This is a genomic window from Enterobacter sp. PL1, assembly GCF_945957325.1.
In the GTDB taxonomy this organism is placed as follows: Bacteria; Pseudomonadota; Gammaproteobacteria; order Enterobacterales; family Enterobacteriaceae; genus Enterobacter; species Enterobacter roggenkampii.
In genome coordinates, this window is the sequence record NZ_CAMFKT010000039.1 from 9,706 (window position 1) to 26,256 (window position 16,551).

The 16,551-nt window shown below is 50.4% G+C and carries 33 protein-coding genes and 1 pseudogene; 1 reads left to right on the forward strand and 33 read right to left on the reverse strand.

Annotation, left to right across the window (positions count from 1 at the left end; translation table 11 throughout):
• Positions 1–26: 26 nt before the first annotated feature.
• The 30 genes from zntR to rpsJ form a co-directional block, all read right to left on the reverse strand.
• Positions 27–452 (reverse strand): Zn(2+)-responsive transcriptional regulator, encoded by a 426-nt coding sequence (gene zntR, locus N6P30_RS22475; protein WP_021242972.1) that lies wholly within the window; start codon positions 450–452, stop codon positions 27–29.
• Positions 453–454: 2 nt separating this feature from the next.
• On the reverse strand, positions 455–823 hold the full coding sequence (locus tag N6P30_RS22480; protein ID WP_021242971.1) for a DUF1992 domain-containing protein: 369 nt from the start codon (positions 821–823) through the stop codon (positions 455–457).
• 107 nt (positions 824–930) lie between these two features.
• Positions 931–1,314, reverse strand: a complete 384-nt coding sequence (rplQ, locus tag N6P30_RS22485) for a 50S ribosomal protein L17 (protein ID WP_001216368.1) — start codon at positions 1,312–1,314, stop codon at positions 931–933.
• Positions 1,315–1,354: 40 nt separating this feature from the next.
• A complete protein-coding gene (locus N6P30_RS22490; protein ID WP_002919219.1) occupies positions 1,355–2,344 on the reverse strand; it encodes a DNA-directed RNA polymerase subunit alpha in 990 nt (329 codons plus the stop codon).
• A 25-nt stretch (positions 2,345–2,369) separates the two neighbouring features.
• Complete coding sequence (rpsD, locus tag N6P30_RS22495) at positions 2,370–2,990, reverse strand: 30S ribosomal protein S4 (RefSeq protein WP_004868345.1); 621 nt, start codon at positions 2,988–2,990, stop codon at positions 2,370–2,372.
• Between the two features lie 32 nt (positions 2,991–3,022).
• A complete protein-coding gene (rpsK, locus tag N6P30_RS22500) occupies positions 3,023–3,412 on the reverse strand; it encodes a 30S ribosomal protein S11 (protein WP_003863312.1) in 390 nt (129 codons plus the stop codon).
• A 16-nt stretch (positions 3,413–3,428) separates the two neighbouring features.
• Positions 3,429–3,785 (reverse strand): 30S ribosomal protein S13, encoded by a 357-nt coding sequence (gene rpsM / locus N6P30_RS22505; RefSeq protein ID WP_008503488.1) that lies wholly within the window; start codon positions 3,783–3,785, stop codon positions 3,429–3,431.
• Between the two features lie 146 nt (positions 3,786–3,931).
• Positions 3,932–4,048 (reverse strand): 50S ribosomal protein L36, encoded by a 117-nt coding sequence (gene rpmJ, locus N6P30_RS22510; protein ID WP_000868187.1) that lies wholly within the window; start codon positions 4,046–4,048, stop codon positions 3,932–3,934.
• 31 nt (positions 4,049–4,079) lie between these two features.
• Entirely contained in the window at positions 4,080–5,411 is a 1,332-nt protein-coding gene (gene secY, locus N6P30_RS22515; RefSeq protein ID WP_003863305.1) for a preprotein translocase subunit SecY, read from the reverse strand.
• Between the two features lie 7 nt (positions 5,412–5,418).
• Positions 5,419–5,853: a 50S ribosomal protein L15 gene (gene rplO / locus N6P30_RS22520; RefSeq protein ID WP_003863304.1), complete on the reverse strand. Its 435-nt coding sequence runs from the start codon at positions 5,851–5,853 to the stop codon at positions 5,419–5,421.
• A 3-nt stretch (positions 5,854–5,856) separates the two neighbouring features.
• Positions 5,857–6,036: a 50S ribosomal protein L30 gene (gene rpmD, locus N6P30_RS22525; RefSeq protein WP_003863301.1), complete on the reverse strand. Its 180-nt coding sequence runs from the start codon at positions 6,034–6,036 to the stop codon at positions 5,857–5,859.
• A gap of 6 nt (positions 6,037–6,042) precedes the next feature.
• Positions 6,043–6,543: a 30S ribosomal protein S5 gene (rpsE, locus tag N6P30_RS22530; RefSeq protein WP_003863299.1), complete on the reverse strand. Its 501-nt coding sequence runs from the start codon at positions 6,541–6,543 to the stop codon at positions 6,043–6,045.
• A gap of 14 nt (positions 6,544–6,557) precedes the next feature.
• Complete coding sequence (gene rplR, locus N6P30_RS22535) at positions 6,558–6,911, reverse strand: 50S ribosomal protein L18 (protein WP_003863297.1); 354 nt, start codon at positions 6,909–6,911, stop codon at positions 6,558–6,560.
• Between the two features lie 9 nt (positions 6,912–6,920).
• Complete coding sequence (gene rplF, locus N6P30_RS22540; RefSeq protein WP_003863296.1) at positions 6,921–7,454, reverse strand: 50S ribosomal protein L6; 534 nt, start codon at positions 7,452–7,454, stop codon at positions 6,921–6,923.
• A 12-nt stretch (positions 7,455–7,466) separates the two neighbouring features.
• The gene (rpsH, locus tag N6P30_RS22545) at positions 7,467–7,859 is read right to left on the reverse strand and encodes a 30S ribosomal protein S8 (protein WP_006178918.1); all 393 of its coding nucleotides are present in this window, start codon (positions 7,857–7,859) and stop codon (positions 7,467–7,469) included.
• Positions 7,860–7,889: 30 nt separating this feature from the next.
• Positions 7,890–8,195: a 30S ribosomal protein S14 gene (rpsN, locus tag N6P30_RS22550; RefSeq protein WP_003863291.1), complete on the reverse strand. Its 306-nt coding sequence runs from the start codon at positions 8,193–8,195 to the stop codon at positions 7,890–7,892.
• A 14-nt stretch (positions 8,196–8,209) separates the two neighbouring features.
• Complete coding sequence (rplE, locus tag N6P30_RS22555; RefSeq protein WP_001096202.1) at positions 8,210–8,749, reverse strand: 50S ribosomal protein L5; 540 nt, start codon at positions 8,747–8,749, stop codon at positions 8,210–8,212.
• A gap of 14 nt (positions 8,750–8,763) precedes the next feature.
• Complete coding sequence (gene rplX, locus N6P30_RS22560) at positions 8,764–9,078, reverse strand: 50S ribosomal protein L24 (protein ID WP_003863287.1); 315 nt, start codon at positions 9,076–9,078, stop codon at positions 8,764–8,766.
• A 10-nt stretch (positions 9,079–9,088) separates the two neighbouring features.
• Complete coding sequence (gene rplN, locus N6P30_RS22565) at positions 9,089–9,460, reverse strand: 50S ribosomal protein L14 (protein WP_002919748.1); 372 nt, start codon at positions 9,458–9,460, stop codon at positions 9,089–9,091.
• A gap of 166 nt (positions 9,461–9,626) precedes the next feature.
• Positions 9,627–9,881, reverse strand: a complete 255-nt coding sequence (gene rpsQ, locus N6P30_RS22570) for a 30S ribosomal protein S17 (protein WP_008503489.1) — start codon at positions 9,879–9,881, stop codon at positions 9,627–9,629.
• On the reverse strand, positions 9,881–10,072 hold the full coding sequence (gene rpmC, locus N6P30_RS22575) for a 50S ribosomal protein L29 (RefSeq protein ID WP_003863282.1): 192 nt from the start codon (positions 10,070–10,072) through the stop codon (positions 9,881–9,883). The genes rpsQ and rpmC overlap by 1 nt, the downstream gene beginning before the upstream one ends.
• On the reverse strand, positions 10,072–10,482 hold the full coding sequence (rplP, locus tag N6P30_RS22580; RefSeq protein WP_002919759.1) for a 50S ribosomal protein L16: 411 nt from the start codon (positions 10,480–10,482) through the stop codon (positions 10,072–10,074). Before rplP ends, rpmC begins: the two co-directional genes overlap by 1 nt.
• A gap of 12 nt (positions 10,483–10,494) precedes the next feature.
• Positions 10,495–11,196, reverse strand: a complete 702-nt coding sequence (rpsC, locus tag N6P30_RS22585; protein ID WP_000529945.1) for a 30S ribosomal protein S3 — start codon at positions 11,194–11,196, stop codon at positions 10,495–10,497.
• Positions 11,197–11,213: 17 nt separating this feature from the next.
• Complete coding sequence (rplV, locus tag N6P30_RS22590) at positions 11,214–11,546, reverse strand: 50S ribosomal protein L22 (RefSeq protein ID WP_002919773.1); 333 nt, start codon at positions 11,544–11,546, stop codon at positions 11,214–11,216.
• A 14-nt stretch (positions 11,547–11,560) separates the two neighbouring features.
• Positions 11,561–11,839: a 30S ribosomal protein S19 gene (gene rpsS, locus N6P30_RS22595; protein WP_001138117.1), complete on the reverse strand. Its 279-nt coding sequence runs from the start codon at positions 11,837–11,839 to the stop codon at positions 11,561–11,563.
• 16 nt (positions 11,840–11,855) lie between these two features.
• Complete coding sequence (rplB, locus tag N6P30_RS22600) at positions 11,856–12,677, reverse strand: 50S ribosomal protein L2 (protein WP_008457150.1); 822 nt, start codon at positions 12,675–12,677, stop codon at positions 11,856–11,858.
• 17 nt (positions 12,678–12,694) lie between these two features.
• Positions 12,695–12,997: a 50S ribosomal protein L23 gene (rplW, locus tag N6P30_RS22605; protein WP_000617546.1), complete on the reverse strand. Its 303-nt coding sequence runs from the start codon at positions 12,995–12,997 to the stop codon at positions 12,695–12,697.
• Positions 12,994–13,599 carry a 50S ribosomal protein L4 gene (gene rplD / locus N6P30_RS22610; protein ID WP_000424395.1) on the reverse strand — a complete coding sequence of 202 codons (606 nt, stop codon included), beginning with the start codon at positions 13,597–13,599 and terminating at the stop codon, positions 12,994–12,996. The genes rplW and rplD overlap by 4 nt, the downstream gene beginning before the upstream one ends.
• A gap of 10 nt (positions 13,600–13,609) precedes the next feature.
• A complete protein-coding gene (rplC, locus tag N6P30_RS22615) occupies positions 13,610–14,239 on the reverse strand; it encodes a 50S ribosomal protein L3 (protein WP_003863274.1) in 630 nt (209 codons plus the stop codon).
• Positions 14,240–14,271: 32 nt separating this feature from the next.
• On the reverse strand, positions 14,272–14,583 hold the full coding sequence (gene rpsJ, locus N6P30_RS22620; protein WP_001181005.1) for a 30S ribosomal protein S10: 312 nt from the start codon (positions 14,581–14,583) through the stop codon (positions 14,272–14,274).
• A gap of 380 nt (positions 14,584–14,963) precedes the next feature.
• Here rpsJ and N6P30_RS22625 point away from each other — a divergent pair, with 380 nt between their 5' ends.
• Positions 14,964–15,437, forward strand: a complete 474-nt coding sequence (locus N6P30_RS22625) for a prepilin peptidase (RefSeq protein ID WP_021242968.1) — start codon at positions 14,964–14,966, stop codon at positions 15,435–15,437.
• Here the strand turns inward: N6P30_RS22625 and bfr are convergent.
• The 3 genes and pseudogenes from bfr to tuf form a co-directional block, all read right to left on the reverse strand.
• The gene (gene bfr / locus N6P30_RS22630; protein ID WP_008503492.1) at positions 15,421–15,897 is read right to left on the reverse strand and encodes a bacterioferritin; all 477 of its coding nucleotides are present in this window, start codon (positions 15,895–15,897) and stop codon (positions 15,421–15,423) included. The two genes, N6P30_RS22625 and bfr, sit on opposite strands and share 17 nt — an antisense overlap.
• Before the next feature lie 72 nt (positions 15,898–15,969).
• Positions 15,970–16,164 (reverse strand): bacterioferritin-associated ferredoxin, encoded by a 195-nt coding sequence (gene bfd, locus N6P30_RS22635; protein WP_008503493.1) that lies wholly within the window; start codon positions 16,162–16,164, stop codon positions 15,970–15,972.
• A 179-nt stretch (positions 16,165–16,343) separates the two neighbouring features.
• Positions 16,344–16,551 (reverse strand): annotated as a pseudogene (gene tuf, locus N6P30_RS22640) (elongation factor Tu); the annotation flags it as partial.

Genomic DNA, 16,551 nt, shown 5'->3' on the forward strand with positions numbered 1-16,551 from the left:
GAGTCTAGACCCGGTTGGACTAAAAATCAACAGTCCTCGGTTTCCCCACTGGCCCCCTGTTCAAGGGCTTCCAGAATGGAACAATAAATACTGCTGTGGGCCGTGCCACAACAAGCATCATTCAGCCTTTGCAGAGAGCGCTGCATGGTTTGCAATTCCTGAATGCGTGCTTCAACTTCATCCAACCGGGCCTGCACAATGCTTTTTGACTCCTGACAGGTGTGATGTGCCGGATCGATGCGGATCGATAATAACTCGCGGATCGAATCTAATGTGAAACCAAGCTGACGCGCATACCGAATAAACCGCAGGCGCTGCAGATCGTTATCGGTATAAAGTCGAAAGCCACCTTCAGTACGAACTTCATGATCGATCATCTGCTGCTTTTCGTAATATCGGATGGTATCCGGTGTGACGTTCGCGAGCTTCGCAAGTTCACCGATACGGTACATAACTACTCCTCGTTTATTTTCCGCAACAAGCGTTCACCGTATTCACCGTGCAGAAAGTCAGTGTTCATTCCTGCCTGACGCAGTTTAAGTTCAAGCACGGCGAGACGGCGGCTAAGTTCAGAATGTCGCGGATCGTCCTGACGGATCCCTTTTAGCAGATCGACAAGTTCAACAGCCTCTCTGCGCTGTTCGAGTTCAGGAGGGAGACAGCCTGCATTCTTTAGTAAACGGTATCCCGCGCGTAATTCAGGCGCAATATGCGAGTCATCGTCAAGCATAAGGGGTTCGCCGCGTCCCGGAAGATCGTCGAATTCACCTTTTTTTTGGGCATCACGAATATGGCGTTCTGCCCACTGGTCAAGCAGCCACATTACCCGCTCCAGAGGATGAACAGAATTGATACAGATATTGTAGAGAAGTGGGGATATCGCGGATATAAAAAAACCCGCCGGAGCGGGTTTTTTTACGTTACTGCAGATTACTCTGCAGCAGCTTCTGCTTTCTCTGAACGATCAACCAGCTCGATGTAAGCCATCGGCGCGTTGTCGCCTGCACGGAAGCCACACTTCAGAATGCGAGTGTAACCACCGGCACGGCTCGCGAAACGCGGGCCCAGTTCGTTAAACAGTTTTGCCACGATCTCGTTATCACGAGTACGGGCGAATGCCAGACGACGATTAGCAACGCTGTCAGTCTTGGCAAGAGTAATCAGCGGCTCAACTACGCGACGCAGCTCTTTCGCTTTAGGCAGGGTCGTCTTGATGATCTCATGACGAACCAGTGAACCTGCCATGTTGCGGAACATAGCCTGGCGATGGCTGCTGTTGCGGTTCAGTTGACGACCACTCTTACGATGGCGCATGACCTTATCCTTCTCAGTAAAACCTTAACCTGTGATCCGGTTACTCGTCAGCAATGCTTGCCGGTGGCCAGTTTTCCAGGCGCATGCCCAGAGACAGACCACGTGAAGCCAGCACGTCTTTAATCTCGGTAAGAGATTTTTTACCCAGGTTCGGCGTTTTCAGCAACTCAACCTCGGTACGCTGTACCAGATCACCGATATAGTGGATAGCTTCTGCCTTGAGGCAGTTAGCAGAGCGGACAGTCAATTCGAGATCGTCAACAGGGCGCAGCAGGATCGGATCGAATTCTGGTTTCTCTTCTTTCACTTCCGGCTGACGAACATCACGTAAGTCAACGAAAGCTTCCAGTTGTTCTGCCAGGATGGTTGCCGCACGACGAATCGCCTCTTCAGGATCGATTGTGCCGTTGGTTTCCATTTCGATGACCAGCTTGTCCAGGTCGGTACGCTGTTCTACACGCGCTGCTTCAACATTGTAGGCAATACGCTCTACAGGGCTGTAGCATGCGTCGACCAGCAGACGGCCGATTGGGCGCTCATCTTCTTCCGAATGAATTCGGGCAGAAGCCGGCACATAACCACGACCGCGCTGAACTTTGATACGCATGCTAATAGCTGCGTTCTCATCGGTCAGGTGGCAGATCACGTGCTGCGGCTTGACGATTTCAACATCACCGTCGTGGGTGATGTCGGCTGCAGTCACAGGGCCAATGCCAGATTTATTCAGAGTAAGAATAACTTCATCTTTACCCTGAACTCTCACCGCCAGCCCTTTCAGGTTGAGCAGGATTTCAAGGATATCTTCCTGAACGCCTTCTTTGGTGCTGTACTCATGAAGTACACCATCAATCTCAACCTCGGTCACCGCGCAACCCGGCATCGATGAGAGCAGAATACGGCGCAGTGCGTTACCCAGAGTATGGCCAAAGCCACGCTCTAAAGGCTCAAGGGTCACCTTGGCGTGCGTCGAACTCACTTGCTCGATATCTACCAGGCGCGGTTTTAGAAACTCTGTCACAGAACCCTGCATTGTGTCCTCTCTTTGGTACTAAGCTTTACTTGGAGTAAAGCTCGACGATCAGGTGTTCGTTAATGTCCGCAGACAGATCAGAACGTTCTGGCTGACGCTTGAACGTACCTTCCATCTTGCCAGCATCAACTTCCAGCCAGGTTGGCTTTTCACGCTGCTCAGCCAGCTCCAGAGCGGCCTTCACGCGAGATTGCTTTTTCGCTTTCTCACGAATGCTAACAACGTCATTCGCTTTAACCTGATAAGAAGCGATGTTAACAACACGACCGTTTACCATGATTGCTTTGTGGCTAACCAGCTGACGTGATTCAGCACGAGTAGCGCCGAAGCCCATACGGTATACAACGTTGTCCAGACGACCTTCCAGCAGAGCCAGCAGGTTTTCACCTGTGTTGCCTTTCAGACGTGCTGCTTCTTTATAGTAGTTACGGAACTGACGCTCCAGCACACCGTACATACGGCGAACTTTTTGCTTTTCACGCAACTGCACACCATAGTCAGACAGACGCGGTTTACGCGCACCGTGCTGGCCAGGAGCTTGTTCAATTTTACACTTGGTATCGATCGCGCGAACGCCAGACTTAAGGAATAAGTCGGTGCCCTCACGACGGCTCAGCTTGAGCTTAGGACCCAAATATCTTGCCATTTTCTATCTCCAACTAACCTAAAAAACGAGCGTTATACGCGACGTTTTTTCGGCGGACGACAACCGTTATGAGGGATCGGAGTCACATCAGTAATATTAGTGATGCGGAAACCAGCGGCGTTCAGAGCGCGAACAGTAGATTCACGACCCGGACCCGGACCTTTAACCATAACTTCCAGATTCTTGATGCCGTATTCTTTTACGGCTTCAGCGCAACGCTCTGCTGCAACCTGAGCTGCGAACGGAGTGGATTTGCGAGAACCACGGAAACCGGAACCACCGGCTGTTGCCCAACCCAATGCGTTACCCTGACGATCAGTAATAGTAACGATGGTGTTGTTGAAAGAAGCATGGATATGAGCCACGCCGTCAGAGACTTGTTTTCTTACACGTTTACGTGCACGAACTGGTGCCTTTGCCATTATTCAATCACCCCGATTATTTCTTGATCGGTTTGCGCGGACCCTTACGGGTACGTGCGTTGGTCTTAGTACGCTGACCGCGCACTGGCAGACCACGACGATGACGCAAACCGCGATAGCAACCAAGATCCATCAGGCGCTTGATGCTCATGCTGATTTCACGGCGCAGATCACCTTCAACGACAAATTTGGCAACTTCGTCACGCAGCGTGTCGATTTGTTCTTCAGACAGCTCACTGATCTTAACATCTTCAGCGATACCCGCTGCAGCCAGAATGGCTTTAGAACGGGTCTTGCCGATGCCGTAGATCGAAGTTAATGCGATCACAGCATGTTTCTGATCAGGAATGTTAATGCCTGCTATACGGGCCACTATGCACTCCTACTATTTAATATGTACGCACCATGCTGAAAAGCCCGTTTTCAGGATACTCAAATGGAAACGTACAGACATACAAAAGATTGGCTGGCTAATCTAGCCAGCTCAACCCAACTTTGCAAGAAAAATATGCGAAATAATCAGCCTTGGCGCTGTTTATGCTTCGGCTCGGCACTGCAAATCACACGGATGACACCATCACGCTTAACGATTTTGCAGTTACGGCATAATTTCTTGACGGAAGCACGAACTTTCATTTTTACTCTCCGTAACTTCTCAGGCGACCAATTAGCGGCCGTAGCCTTTCAGGTTCGCCTTCTTCAATGCAGACTCATACTGACTGGACATCATCAGAGTTTGCACTTGAGCCATAAAGTCCATAATCACGACAACAACGATAAGCAGTGAGGTCCCACCGAAGTAGAACGGTACTTTCATTGCATCACGCATGAACTCCGGGATCAGGCAGATAAAAGTAATATAGAGCGCACCAACCAAAGTCAGGCGGGTCATTACTTTATCGATATACTTCGCCGTTTGCTCTCCCGGACGAATTCCTGGTACAAATGCACCGGACTTCTTCAGGTTATCTGCTGTTTCACGCGGGTTGAAGACCAACGCCGTGTAGAAGAAACAGAAGAAGATGATCGCAGACGCATAGAGTAACACATAAAGTGGTTGCCCAGGCTGCAAATACAGCGAAATTGTTGTCAGCCAGTTCCAACCAGTACCGCCCCCGAACCATGACGCGATGGTTGCCGGGAACAGAATAATACTGGAAGCGAAGATAGCCGGGATAACCCCCGCCATGTTCACTTTCAGCGGTAAATGTGTGCTCTGTGCAGCATAGACACGACGACCTTGCTGACGCTTAGCGTAGTTCACCACAATGCGGCGTTGACCACGTTCAACGAAGACAACAAAGAACGTCACTGCAAATACTAATACTGCAACCAACAGCAACAGGAGGAAGTGCAGGTCGCCTTGACGCGCTTGCTCGATAGTGTGGGCGATGGCTGGCGGGAGGCCCGCAACAATACCGGCGAAGATAATGATTGAGATACCGTTACCGATACCACGCTCAGTAATCTGTTCGCCGAGCCACATCAGGAACATTGTCCCTGTGACCAGACTTACAACAGCGGTGAAGTAGAATGCAAAGCCCGGGTTTAACACCAGGCCCTGCATACCAGGCATATTCGGAAGACCGGTAGCAATACCGATCGACTGGAATATTGCCAGCACCAGAGTACCGTAACGGGTGTACTGACTAATCTTACGACGTCCAGACTCCCCTTCTTTCTTCAACTCTGCCAGGGCCGGATGAACGACCGTCAGCAGCTGGATAATAATCGATGCCGAAATGTACGGCATAATACCCAGTGCGAAGATAGAAGCACGGCTGAGAGCACCACCAGAGAACATGTTGAACATTTCAATGATGGTGCCTCGCTGTTGCTCAAGCAGTTTGGCAAGTACAGCGGCATCGATACCAGGGATCGGAATAAAAGAGCCAATACGGAACACAATCAGCGCGCCGATAACAAACAGCAGTCTGCGTTTCAGCTCGCCAAATCCACCTTTGGCACTTTGAAAATCTAATCCCGGTTGCTTAGCCATCTGCTACTTATTCCTCAATTTTACCGCCAGCAGCTTCGATAGCAGCACGAGCACCTTTAGTAACACGCAGGCCACGAACAGTTACCGGAGTAGAAACTTCACCAGCCAGGATCACTTTCGCGAACTCGATCTGGATACCGATAATGTTTGCTGCTTTCAGCGTGTTCAGGTCTACAACGCCGCCTTCAACTTTCGCCAGGTCAGACAGACGGATTTCCGCTGTGATCGCTGCTTTGCGAGAGGTGAAGCCGAACTTCGGCAGACGACGGTACAGTGGCATCTGGCCACCCTCGAAACCGCGACGTACGCCACCGCCAGAACGAGAGTTCTGACCTTTGTGACCACGACCACCGGTTTTGCCGAGGCCAGAACCGATACCACGACCCAGGCGTTTACCCGCCTTTTTAGAGCCTTCGGCCGGAGACAGAGTATTTAAACGCATCTCTTACTCCTCAACTTTAACCATGAAGTAAACCGCGTTGACCATACCACGAACAGCAGGAGTATCCTCGCGCTCAACGGTATGACCAATACGACGCAGACCCAGGCCAAGCAGCGTTGCCTTGTGTTTCGGCAGACGACCGATTGCACTGCGGGTTTGAGTGATTTTAATAGTCTTTGCCATGGTCAATTACCCCAGAATTTCTTCAACGGATTTACCACGCTTGGCAGCGACCATTTCTGGAGAATTCATATTTTCCAGGCCATCAATAGTTGCACGAACCACGTTGATCGGGTTGGTAGAACCATATGCTTTAGCCAGAACGTTATGAACCCCAGCAACTTCCAGAACGGCGCGCATTGCACCACCGGCGATGATACCGGTACCTTCTGAAGCTGGCTGCATGAATACACGAGAACCCGTGTGAACACCTTTAACTGGGTGCTGCAGGGTGCCGTTGTTCAGCGCGACGTTAATCATGTTGCGACGGGCTTTTTCCATCGCTTTCTGGATCGCTGCTGGAACTTCACGCGCTTTACCGTAACCAAAACCAACGCGACCGTTACCATCGCCTACTACAGTCAGAGCTGTGAAGGAGAAAATACGACCACCTTTAACGGTTTTAGATACGCGGTTTACCGCGATCAGCTTTTCCTGCAGTTCGCCAGCCTGTTTTTCGATGTGAGCCATCTTACACCTCTACCTTAGAACTGAAGGCCAGCTTCACGGGCAGCATCTGCCAGTGCCTGGACACGACCATGATATTGGAACCCGGAACGGTCAAAGGAAACATTGCTGATGCCTTTTTCCAGAGCGCGTTCAGCAACAGCTTTACCTACAGCTGCAGCGGCGTCTTTGTTACCGGTGTACTTCAATTGTTCTGAGATAGCTTTTTCTACAGTAGAAGCAGCTACCAGAACTTCAGAACCGTTCGGTGCAATTACCTGTGCGTAAATATGACGCGGGGTACGATGTACCACCAGGCGAGTTGCACCCAGCTCTTTGAGCTTGCGGCGTGCGCGGGTCGCACGACGGATACGAGCAGATTTCTTATCCATAGTGTTACCTTACTTCTTCTTAGCCTCTTTGGTACGCACGACTTCGTCGGCGTAACGAACACCCTTGCCTTTGTAAGGCTCAGGACGACGGTAGGCGCGCAGATCTGCTGCAACCTGACCGATCAGCTGTTTATCAGCGCCTTTCAGCACGATTTCAGTCTGAGTCGGGCATTCTGCAGTGATACCGGCCGGCAGCGGATGCTCAACAGGGTGTGAGAAGCCCAGAGACAGGCCTACTGCATTCCCTTTGATAGCTGCACGATAACCTACACCAACCAGCTGAAGCTTTTTAGTGAAGCCTTCGGTAACACCAACAACCATTGAGTTCAGCAGGGCACGCGCGGTACCAGCCTGAGCCCAACCATCCACGAAACCATCACGTGGACCGAAGGTCAGAGCGTTATCTGCATGTTTAACTTCAACAGCTTTGTTGAGGGTACGAGTCAGCTCGCCGTTTTTACCTTTGATCGTAATAACCTGACCGTCGATTTTTACATCAACGCCGGCAGGAATAACGACCGGTGCTTTAGCAACACGAGACATTCTTTCCTCCGATTAGGCTACGTAGCAGATAATTTCGCCACCAAGACCAGCCTGGCGCGCTGCACGATCAGTCATAACACCTTTAGAGGTAGAAACAACTGCGATACCAAGACCAGCCATAACTTTTGGCAGCTCATCTTTTTTCTTATAGATGCGCAGGCCTGGGCGGCTGACACGCTGAATGCTTTCTACAACAGCTTTACCCTGGAAATACTTGAGAGTAAGTTCCAGTTCCGGCTTGGTGTCGCCTTCAACTTTAAAATCTTCGATAAAACCTTCTTCCTTCAGCACGTTGGCAATTGCCACTTTCAGCTTGGCGGAAGGCATGGTGACCGCAACTTTGTTCGCGGCCTGACCGTTACGGATACGGGTCAGCATATCCGCGATCGGATCTTGCATGCTCATCTGTCTTTACTCCCGTGATTCAATTGGTAATTACCAGCTAGCCTTTTTCAAGCCTGGCACTTCACCGCGCATGGCGGCTTCACGCAGTTTGATACGGCTCAACCCAAACTTGCCCACATAACCATGTGGACGACCTGTTTGACGACAGCGGTTACGCTGACGAGACGGGCTGGAATCACGCGGCAGAGACTGCAGCTTGAGAACCGCATTCCAACGATCTTCGTCGGAAGCGTTCACATCAGAAATGATCGCTTTCAGTTCAGCGCGTTTAGCGAAGAATTTATCAGCTAAAGCTACGCGCTTTACTTCGCGTGCTTTCATTGATTGCTTAGCCATTCAGTAACCCTACCTTACTTGCGGAACGGGAAGTCAAAGGCAGCCAGCAGAGCACGGCCTTCTTCGTCAGATTTCGCAGTAGTGGTAATGGTAATATCCAAACCACGCACGCGGTCGACTTTATCGTAGTCGATTTCTGGGAAGATGATCTGCTCACGGACACCCATGCTGTAGTTACCACGACCGTCGAAAGACTTAGCGGACAAGCCACGGAAGTCACGGATACGTGGAACAGCAATAGTGATCAGGCGCTCAAAGAACTCCCACATGCGTTCGCCACGCAGAGTTACTTTACAGCCGATCGGATAGCCCTGACGGATTTTGAAGCCTGCAACAGATTTGCGTGCTTTGGTGATCAGCGGTTTTTGACCGGAGATTGCTGTCAGGTCAGCTGCTGCGTTATCCAGCAGTTTCTTGTCAGCGATCGCTTCACCAACACCCATGTTCAGGGTGATCTTCTCGACCCGAGGGACTTGCATGACAGAATTGTAGTTAAACTCGGTCATGAGTTTCTTAACTACTTCGTCTTTGTAGTAATCATGCAGTTTCGCCATCGTACTACTCCAAATTACTTGATAGTTTCGCTGTTAGACTTGAAGAAACGGACTTTTTTACCGTCTTCGAATCTAAAGCCTACACGGTCAGCCTTGCCGGTAGCCGCATTGAAGATTGCAACGTTAGAAACCTGAATAGCAGCTTCTTTTTCAACGATGCCACCTGGTTGGTTCAGGGCCGGAACCGGCTTCTGATGTTTCTTAACCAGGTTGATACCTTCAACGACAAGTTTGCCGGAAGACAGAACATTTTTTACTTTACCGCGTTTACCTTTATCTTTACCGGTTAACACGATAACTTCGTCATCACGACGGATTTTCGCTGCCATGATTCGCTCCTTAGAGTACTTCTGGTGCCAGAGAGATAATTTTCATGAACTTCTCAGTACGAAGTTCACGAGTTACCGGCCCAAAGATACGCGTGCCGATAGGCTGCTCGCTGTTATTGTTTAAAATAACGCATGCATTACCATCGAAGCGAATGACAGAACCGTCAGGGCGACGAACACCCTTCTTGGTGCGCACCACTACCGCCTTCAGCACATCACCTTTTTTGACCTTACCACGTGGAATTGCTTCTTTGATGGTGATCTTGATGATGTCGCCTACGCCTGCGTAGCGACGGTGCGAGCCACCCAGAACCTTGATACACATTACGCGACGTGCACCGGAGTTGTCGGCGACGTTCAGCATAGTCTGTTCTTGGATCATTTTAGTGCTCCGCTAATGTCAACTACTACCTGAGACTCTAAAATCAGAGCCGTTAAAAAGCCCCATATCGAGGGCGCGGCATTATAACACCGCTTCTGCAATATGGGTAGAAAAAATAAACGGCTCATCGCTGAGCCGTTTATTCGTATTGAGAAGGCGTACTGTATTACAGAACCGCTTTCTCTACAACGCGAACCAGCGTCCAGGACTTAGTCTTGGACAGTGGACGGCATTCACGGATTTCAACCTTGTCGCCGATACCACATTCGTTGTTCTCGTCATGTACGTGCAGTTTGGTCGTACGCTTGATGAATTTACCGTAGATCGGGTGTTTCACAATACGTTCGATAGCTACAACAATGGATTTCTCCATTTTGTCGCTAACAACACGACCTTGCAGAGTACGGATTTTATCGGTCATTACGCACCCGCCTTCTGAGTCAGTAAAGTCTTAACGCGTGCAACATTGCGACGCACTTGCTTCAGCAGGTGAGTCTGTTGCAGCTGGCCACTTGCAGCCTGCATACGCAGGTTGAACTGCTCACGCAGCAGGTTCAGCAGCTCAGCGTTCAGCTCTTCAACGCTTTTTTCACGCAGCTCTTTTGCTTTCATTACATCACCGTCTTAGTTACAAAGGTGGTTTTGATAGGCAGTTTCGCTGCTGCCAGGCCGAAGGCTTCACGGGCCAGCTCTTCCGGAACACCGTCCATTTCATACAGGACTTTGCCCGGTTGGATCAAGGCAACCCAGTACTCCACGTTACCTTTACCTTTACCCATACGAACTTCCAGCGGCTTCTCGGTGATCGGTTTGTCCGGGAATACACGGATCCAGATCTTACCTTGACGCTTAACTGCACGGGTCATTGCACGACGTGCTGCTTCGATCTGACGTGCAGTCAGACGACCACGGCCAACAGCTTTCAGACCGAAAGTGCCGAAGCTAACATCCGTACCCTGCGCCAGACCACGGTTGCGGCCTTTGTGCACTTTACGGAATTTTGTACGCTTTGGTTGTAACATCAGCGACGCTCCTTATTTACGGCCTTTACGCTGCTGCTTTTTAGGTTGAGCAGCCGGTTTTTCCGGTTGTTCAACAGCAGCCATACCACCCAGGATCTCACCTTTGAAGATCCATACCTTAACGCCGATTACACCGTAAGTGGTGTGCGCTTCAGAGGTGTTGTAGTCGATGTCAGCACGCAGAGTGTGCAGCGGTACGCGACCTTCACGGTACCATTCGGTACGTGCGATTTCCGCGCCGCCCAGACGGCCGCTAACTTCAACTTTGATACCTTTAGCGCCCAGACGCATTGCGTTCTGTACAGCACGCTTCATAGCACGACGGAACATAACACGACGTTCCAGCTGAGAAGTGATGCTGTCAGCAACCAATTTAGCGTCCAGTTCAGGCTTACGAACTTCAGCGATATTGATCTGTGCAGGAACGCCAGCGATATCCGCTACGACCTTGCGCAGTTTTTCTACGTCTTCGCCTTTCTTACCGATAACGATGCCAGGACGAGCAGTGTGAATAGTCACACGGATGCTCTTCGCTGGACGCTCGATAACGATACGAGATACAGACGCTTTAGCCAGTTCCTTAGTCAGGTACTGACGTACTTTAAAATCGCTGTCCAGGTTGTCAGCGAATTCTTTGGTGTTCGCAAACCAGGTAGAGTTCCATGGTTTTACAATACCCAGGCGAATACCATTAGGATGTACTTTCTGACCCATTGCTAGTCTCCAGAGTCTCAGCGATCGGACACAACCACAGTAATGTGGCTGGTGCGCTTCAGGATGCGATCTGCACGACCTTTCGCACGCGGCATAATGCGCTTCATGCTTGGGCCTTCATCTACGAAAATTTTCGCGACTTTCAGATCGTCGATGTCAGCGCCATCGTTGTGTTCAGCGTTAGCAATGGCAGATTCCAGTACTTTCTTGACCAATACCGCAGCTTTCTTGTTGGTATAGGTCAGGATGTCCAGGGCCTGCGACACTTTCTTACCGCGAATCAGGTCAGCAACAAGGCGAACCTTCTGTGCAGAAGAACGAGCATGGCGATGTTGAGCTAAAGTTTCCATCTCTTCCTCCTACCTTATTTCTTCTTCGCTTTTTTATCAGCAGCGTGGCCGCGATAAGTACGAGTCGGTGCGAATTCACCCAGTTTGTGACCAACCATTTCGTCGGTAACAAAGACTGGAACGTGCTGACGACCATTATGGACAGCGATGGTCAAACCGATCATGTTAGGAAAGATCGTTGAACGACGGGACCAAGTGCGCAGGGGCTTCTTGTCTCCGCTTTCCACCGCTTTCTCTACCTTCTTCAGCAAGTGCAGGTCAATAAAAGGACCTTTCTTGAGAGAACGTGGCATGGCTTATCCTCTAAAATTATTTGCTACGGCGACGTACGATAAATTTATCAGTACGCTTGTTGCTGCGGGTCTTCTTACCTTTGGTCTGAACGCCCCACGGAGATACCGGGTGCTTACCAAAGTTACGACCTTCACCACCACCATGTGGGTGGTCGACTGGGTTCATCGCAGTACCGCGAACGGTAGGACGAACACCACGCCAGCGTGCAGCACCTGCTTTACCCAGAACGCGCAGCATATGCTCAGCATTGCCAACTTCGCCCAGAGTAGCGCGGCAGTCTGCTTCGACTTTACGCATTTCACCAGAACGCAGACGCAGGGTGACATAAGCACCATCACGCGCAACGATCTGAACGTAAGTACCCGCGGAACGCGCCAGCTGACCGCCTTTACCTGGTTTCATTTCTACGTTATGAACGGTAGAACCAACCGGGATATTGCGCATCGGCAGGGTGTTGCCTGCTTTGATTGCAGCATCAACGCCAGACTGAATCTGGTCGCCAGCTTTCAGGCCTTTAGGGGCCAGGATGTAACGGCGTTCGCCGTCTTTGTACAGAACCAGCGCGATGTTCGCGGAACGGTTCGGATCGTACTCAAGACGTTCAACAACTGCTGGGATACCGTCTTTGTTGCGTTTGAAGTCAACAATACGATAAGCCTGCTTGTGGCCACCACCGATGTGACGAGTGGTGATACGGCCATTGTTGTTACGACCACCGGATTTGCTGTTTTTTTCCAGCAACGGAGCAAAAGGTTTGCCCTTGTGCAGCTCAGGGTTAACCACTTTAACTACGTGGCGACGACCCGGAGATGTCGGTTTACATTTAACAACTGCCATTGTATTACTCCTCCGACTTACTCAGCGCCGCCAACGAAGTCCAGATTCTGGCCTTCTTTCAGGGTGACGTAAGCTTTTTTCCAGTCGCTACGACGACCGATACGCTGTCCGTGACGTTTAACTTTCCCTTTAACTACCAGGGTGTTAACGACTTCGACTTCGACTTCAAACAGTTTCTGCACAGCAGCTTTGATCTCTGCTTTGGTCGCGTCTTTAGCAACTTTGAGAACGATGGTGTTTGTTTTTTCCATCGCAGTAGACGCTTTTTCAGAAACGTGCGGTGCGCGAAGCACCTTCAGCAGACGTTCTTCACGAATCATGCCAGCATCTCCTCAACTTGCTTAACAGCATCAGCAGTCATTACGACTTTGTCGAAGGCGATCAGGCTAACCGGGTCGATACCAGTCGCATCGCGTACGTCAACCTTGTGCAGGTTACGTGCGGCCAGGAACAGGTTCTCGTCCAGCTCACCGGTGATGATCAGCACATCTTCCAGAGCCATGTCTTTCAGTTTCTGTGCCAGCAGCTTAGTTTTAGGCGCTTCAACAGAGAACTTCTCGACAACGATCAGACGATCCTGACGTACCAGTTCGGACAGGATGCTTTTCAGCGCGCCGCGGTACATCTTTTTGTTAACTTTTTGACTGTGGTCCTGTGGACGCGCAGCGAAGGTCACGCCACCTGAACGCCAGATCGGGCTCTTGATAGAACCTGAACGCGCACGGCCGGTACCTTTCTGGCGCCATGGCTTTTTGCCAGAACCAGTTACTTCAGCACGAGTCTTCTGAGCACGAGTACCCTGACGAGCACCAGCTGCATAAGCAACAACAACCTGGTGAACCAGCGCTTCGTTGAAATCACGACCGAAGGTAGTTTCGGAAACAGTCAGCGCGCTCTGCGCGTCTTTCAATACTAATTCCATTGCTATCCCCTTACGCCTTCACAGCTGGTTTAACGATCAGGTCGCTACCGGTTGCACCCGGGACCGCACCTTTAACCAGCAGCAGGTTGCGCTCAGCGTCAACACGTACTACGTCCAGGCTCTGAACGGTTACACGTTCGTTACCCAGCTGACCTGCCATTTTCTTGCCTTTGAACACTTTGCCCGGAGTCTGGTTCTGACCGATAGAACCCGGAACGCGGTGAGACAAGGAGTTACCGTGGGTAGCGTCCTGGGTACGGAAGTTCCAGCGCTTAACGGTACCAGCAAAACCTTTACCTTTAGAGGTACCGGTTACGTCAACTTTTTTAACGTCAGCAAACAGCTCAACGCTAATGTCCTGACCTACGGTGAACTCTTCGCCTTCAGCAAGACGGAATTCCCACAGACCACGGCCAGCTTCTACGCCAGCTTTAGCGAAGTGACCCGCTTCTGGTTTGGTTACACGGTTAGCTTTTTTAGCACCAGTGGTAACCTGAATAGCGCGGTAGCCATCGTTAGCCAGATCTTTAACCTGAGTAACGCGGTTTGCTTCAACTTCGATTACGGTTACTGGGATAGAAACGCCATCTTCAGTGAAGATGCGGGTCATACCCACTTTTTTACCGACTAAACCAATCATTGTTTCAACCTCTCAATCGCTCGATGACCTGATTAACCCAGGCTGATCTGCACGTCTACACCGGCAGCCAGATCCAGACGCATCAGAGCATCAACGGTTTTCTCAGTTGGCTCAACGATGTCAACCAGACGCTTGTGAGTGCGGATTTCGTACTGATCGCGCGCGTCTTTGTTAACGTGCGGAGAGATCAGAACGGTGAAGCGCTCTTTGCGGGTCGGCAGCGGGATCGGACCACGGACTTGCGCACCAGTGCGCTTAGCAGTCTCGACGATTTCCGCGGTTGATTGATCGATCAGACGATGATCAAACGCTTTAAGGCGGATACGGATTCTTTGGTTCTGCATGAGACCAGAGCTCCAATTATTTTATAAACGAAAATGATTACTCCTCAAACCCATTACGATTGATGGGAGAGTGTAACCGTTCTTACGTAGCCCCCCAATTGGGAGCATTGTTGAGTAACAAAATGAGCTACTCTGGTTCTGATTGAACCCGCCGTCAATTACGACAAGCCCGCGCATTATACGTAAATCTGGGCAAGACGCAAGTGCCGTTTAGAAATTAAGCGCCAATGTCGCAGGGTGTGTAAGAGCGCGCAACGTTTTATGCAATGTATTCTGCGGCGATGCTTTGTTTCGAGCCGCTACGCATCCCCGTTTTTTGTGCATTGCCGGACCGGCCGATTATGACGAGTATGCGCTCAAATTCGTTTGAGGCCTTATTCATGCTGACCACCCTCCCCTTTCTGCTGATCTATCTTTCACTGACAGCCTTACTTGTAAATGCCGATATTCGCTACGGTCTGCTTCCCGATAAATTTCTCTGTCCGCTGCTATGGGCAGGACTGCTCTTTCAGCTCTGTATCCAACCTGATTTTCTGCCGAGTGCGGTCGCGGGTGCGATGGCCGGATATATTGCCTTTGCCGTTATTTACTGGGGCTATTGGTTTATCTGCCGGCGTGAAGGAATGGGATATGGCGATGTGAAGTACCTGGCGGCGCTTGGTGCATGGCATGGCTGGTGCGTACTGCCTGCGCTGGCGTTGCTCGCGGCACTGATGGCGCTTCTTTGTATTCTTGTTTTTTCGGTAATCCGCCCTGATAAGAAGGCAATAAAAAACCCGCTGCCATTTGGGCCATTTCTGGCAGCAGCGGGTTTATGCGTAGGGTGGAAGACGTTGGTTATTCTTCCACTTTAATCTGTGACTGAAGATAGTTTTGCAGGCCGATTTTAGCAATGAGATCCAGCTCTGTTTCCAGCCAGTCAATATGCCCTTCTTCATCGGCCAGGATCTGAATCATCATATCTCGGCTGACGTAGTCATGTACGCTGTCAGCATAGGCAATGGCTTCACGGAGATCTTTGGCACCTTCAAGTTCTAGCCTGAGGTCGGAACGCAGCATCTCTTCGACATCTTCTCCGATGCCCAGCTTGCCGAGATCCTGCAGGTTTGGAATGCCTTCAAGGAATAAAATACGCTCGATATATTTATCAGCGTGTTTCATCTCATCGATAGATTCATGGTACTCAACGTCGTTTAAACGTTTGAGTCCCCAGTTTTTGAACATTCTCGCGTGAAGAAAGTACTGGTTGATTGCGACAAGCTCATTTCCCAATAATTTATTGAGATAACTTATGATTTTAACATCACCTTTCATTATATAGTCCCTCCGCTTCCACTCATTGAAGCGTAGATCGGGCTACAGGGATGTCAAAAAAAAGATGGGCGCTTACGCGATCTCTTTGTATTCCGGGATCTGCATCAGCTCGTCCTGCATGATCTCTCGCGCAGCACGTACGCATTTACCGCATTGATTTCCCACCGGAACAAATTTGCGAAGCTGCTGGAATGACTGGGGCTGAAACTGGCGAACGGCCTGACGTATTTTTTTGTCGCTTACACCATTACATAAACAAACGTACATAGAAACTCCCGTTCAAATTATGCGCAAAGTGTAAGTGAGAATGGTTATGATTACAATAGCACAAACGCCAGAATGCGGGGCGGGAGCAGGCAAAAAATGCGAAATTTTGTGACAACGCCTGAGCGGCAGAAAACAAAAAAGGACGCCGAAGCGTCCTTTTTTTATTCGGGGATAATTAATTAGCCCAGAACTTTAGCAACAACGCCCGCGCCAACGGTACGGCCGCCTTCACGGATTGCGAAACGCAGACCGTCGTCCATCGCGATTGGGTGGATCAGAGTCACAACCATCTTGATGTTGTCGCCTGGCATTACCATCTCAACGCCTTCTGGCAGTTCGATGGTACCGGTCACGTCAGTAGTACGGAAGTAGAACTGTGGACGGTAG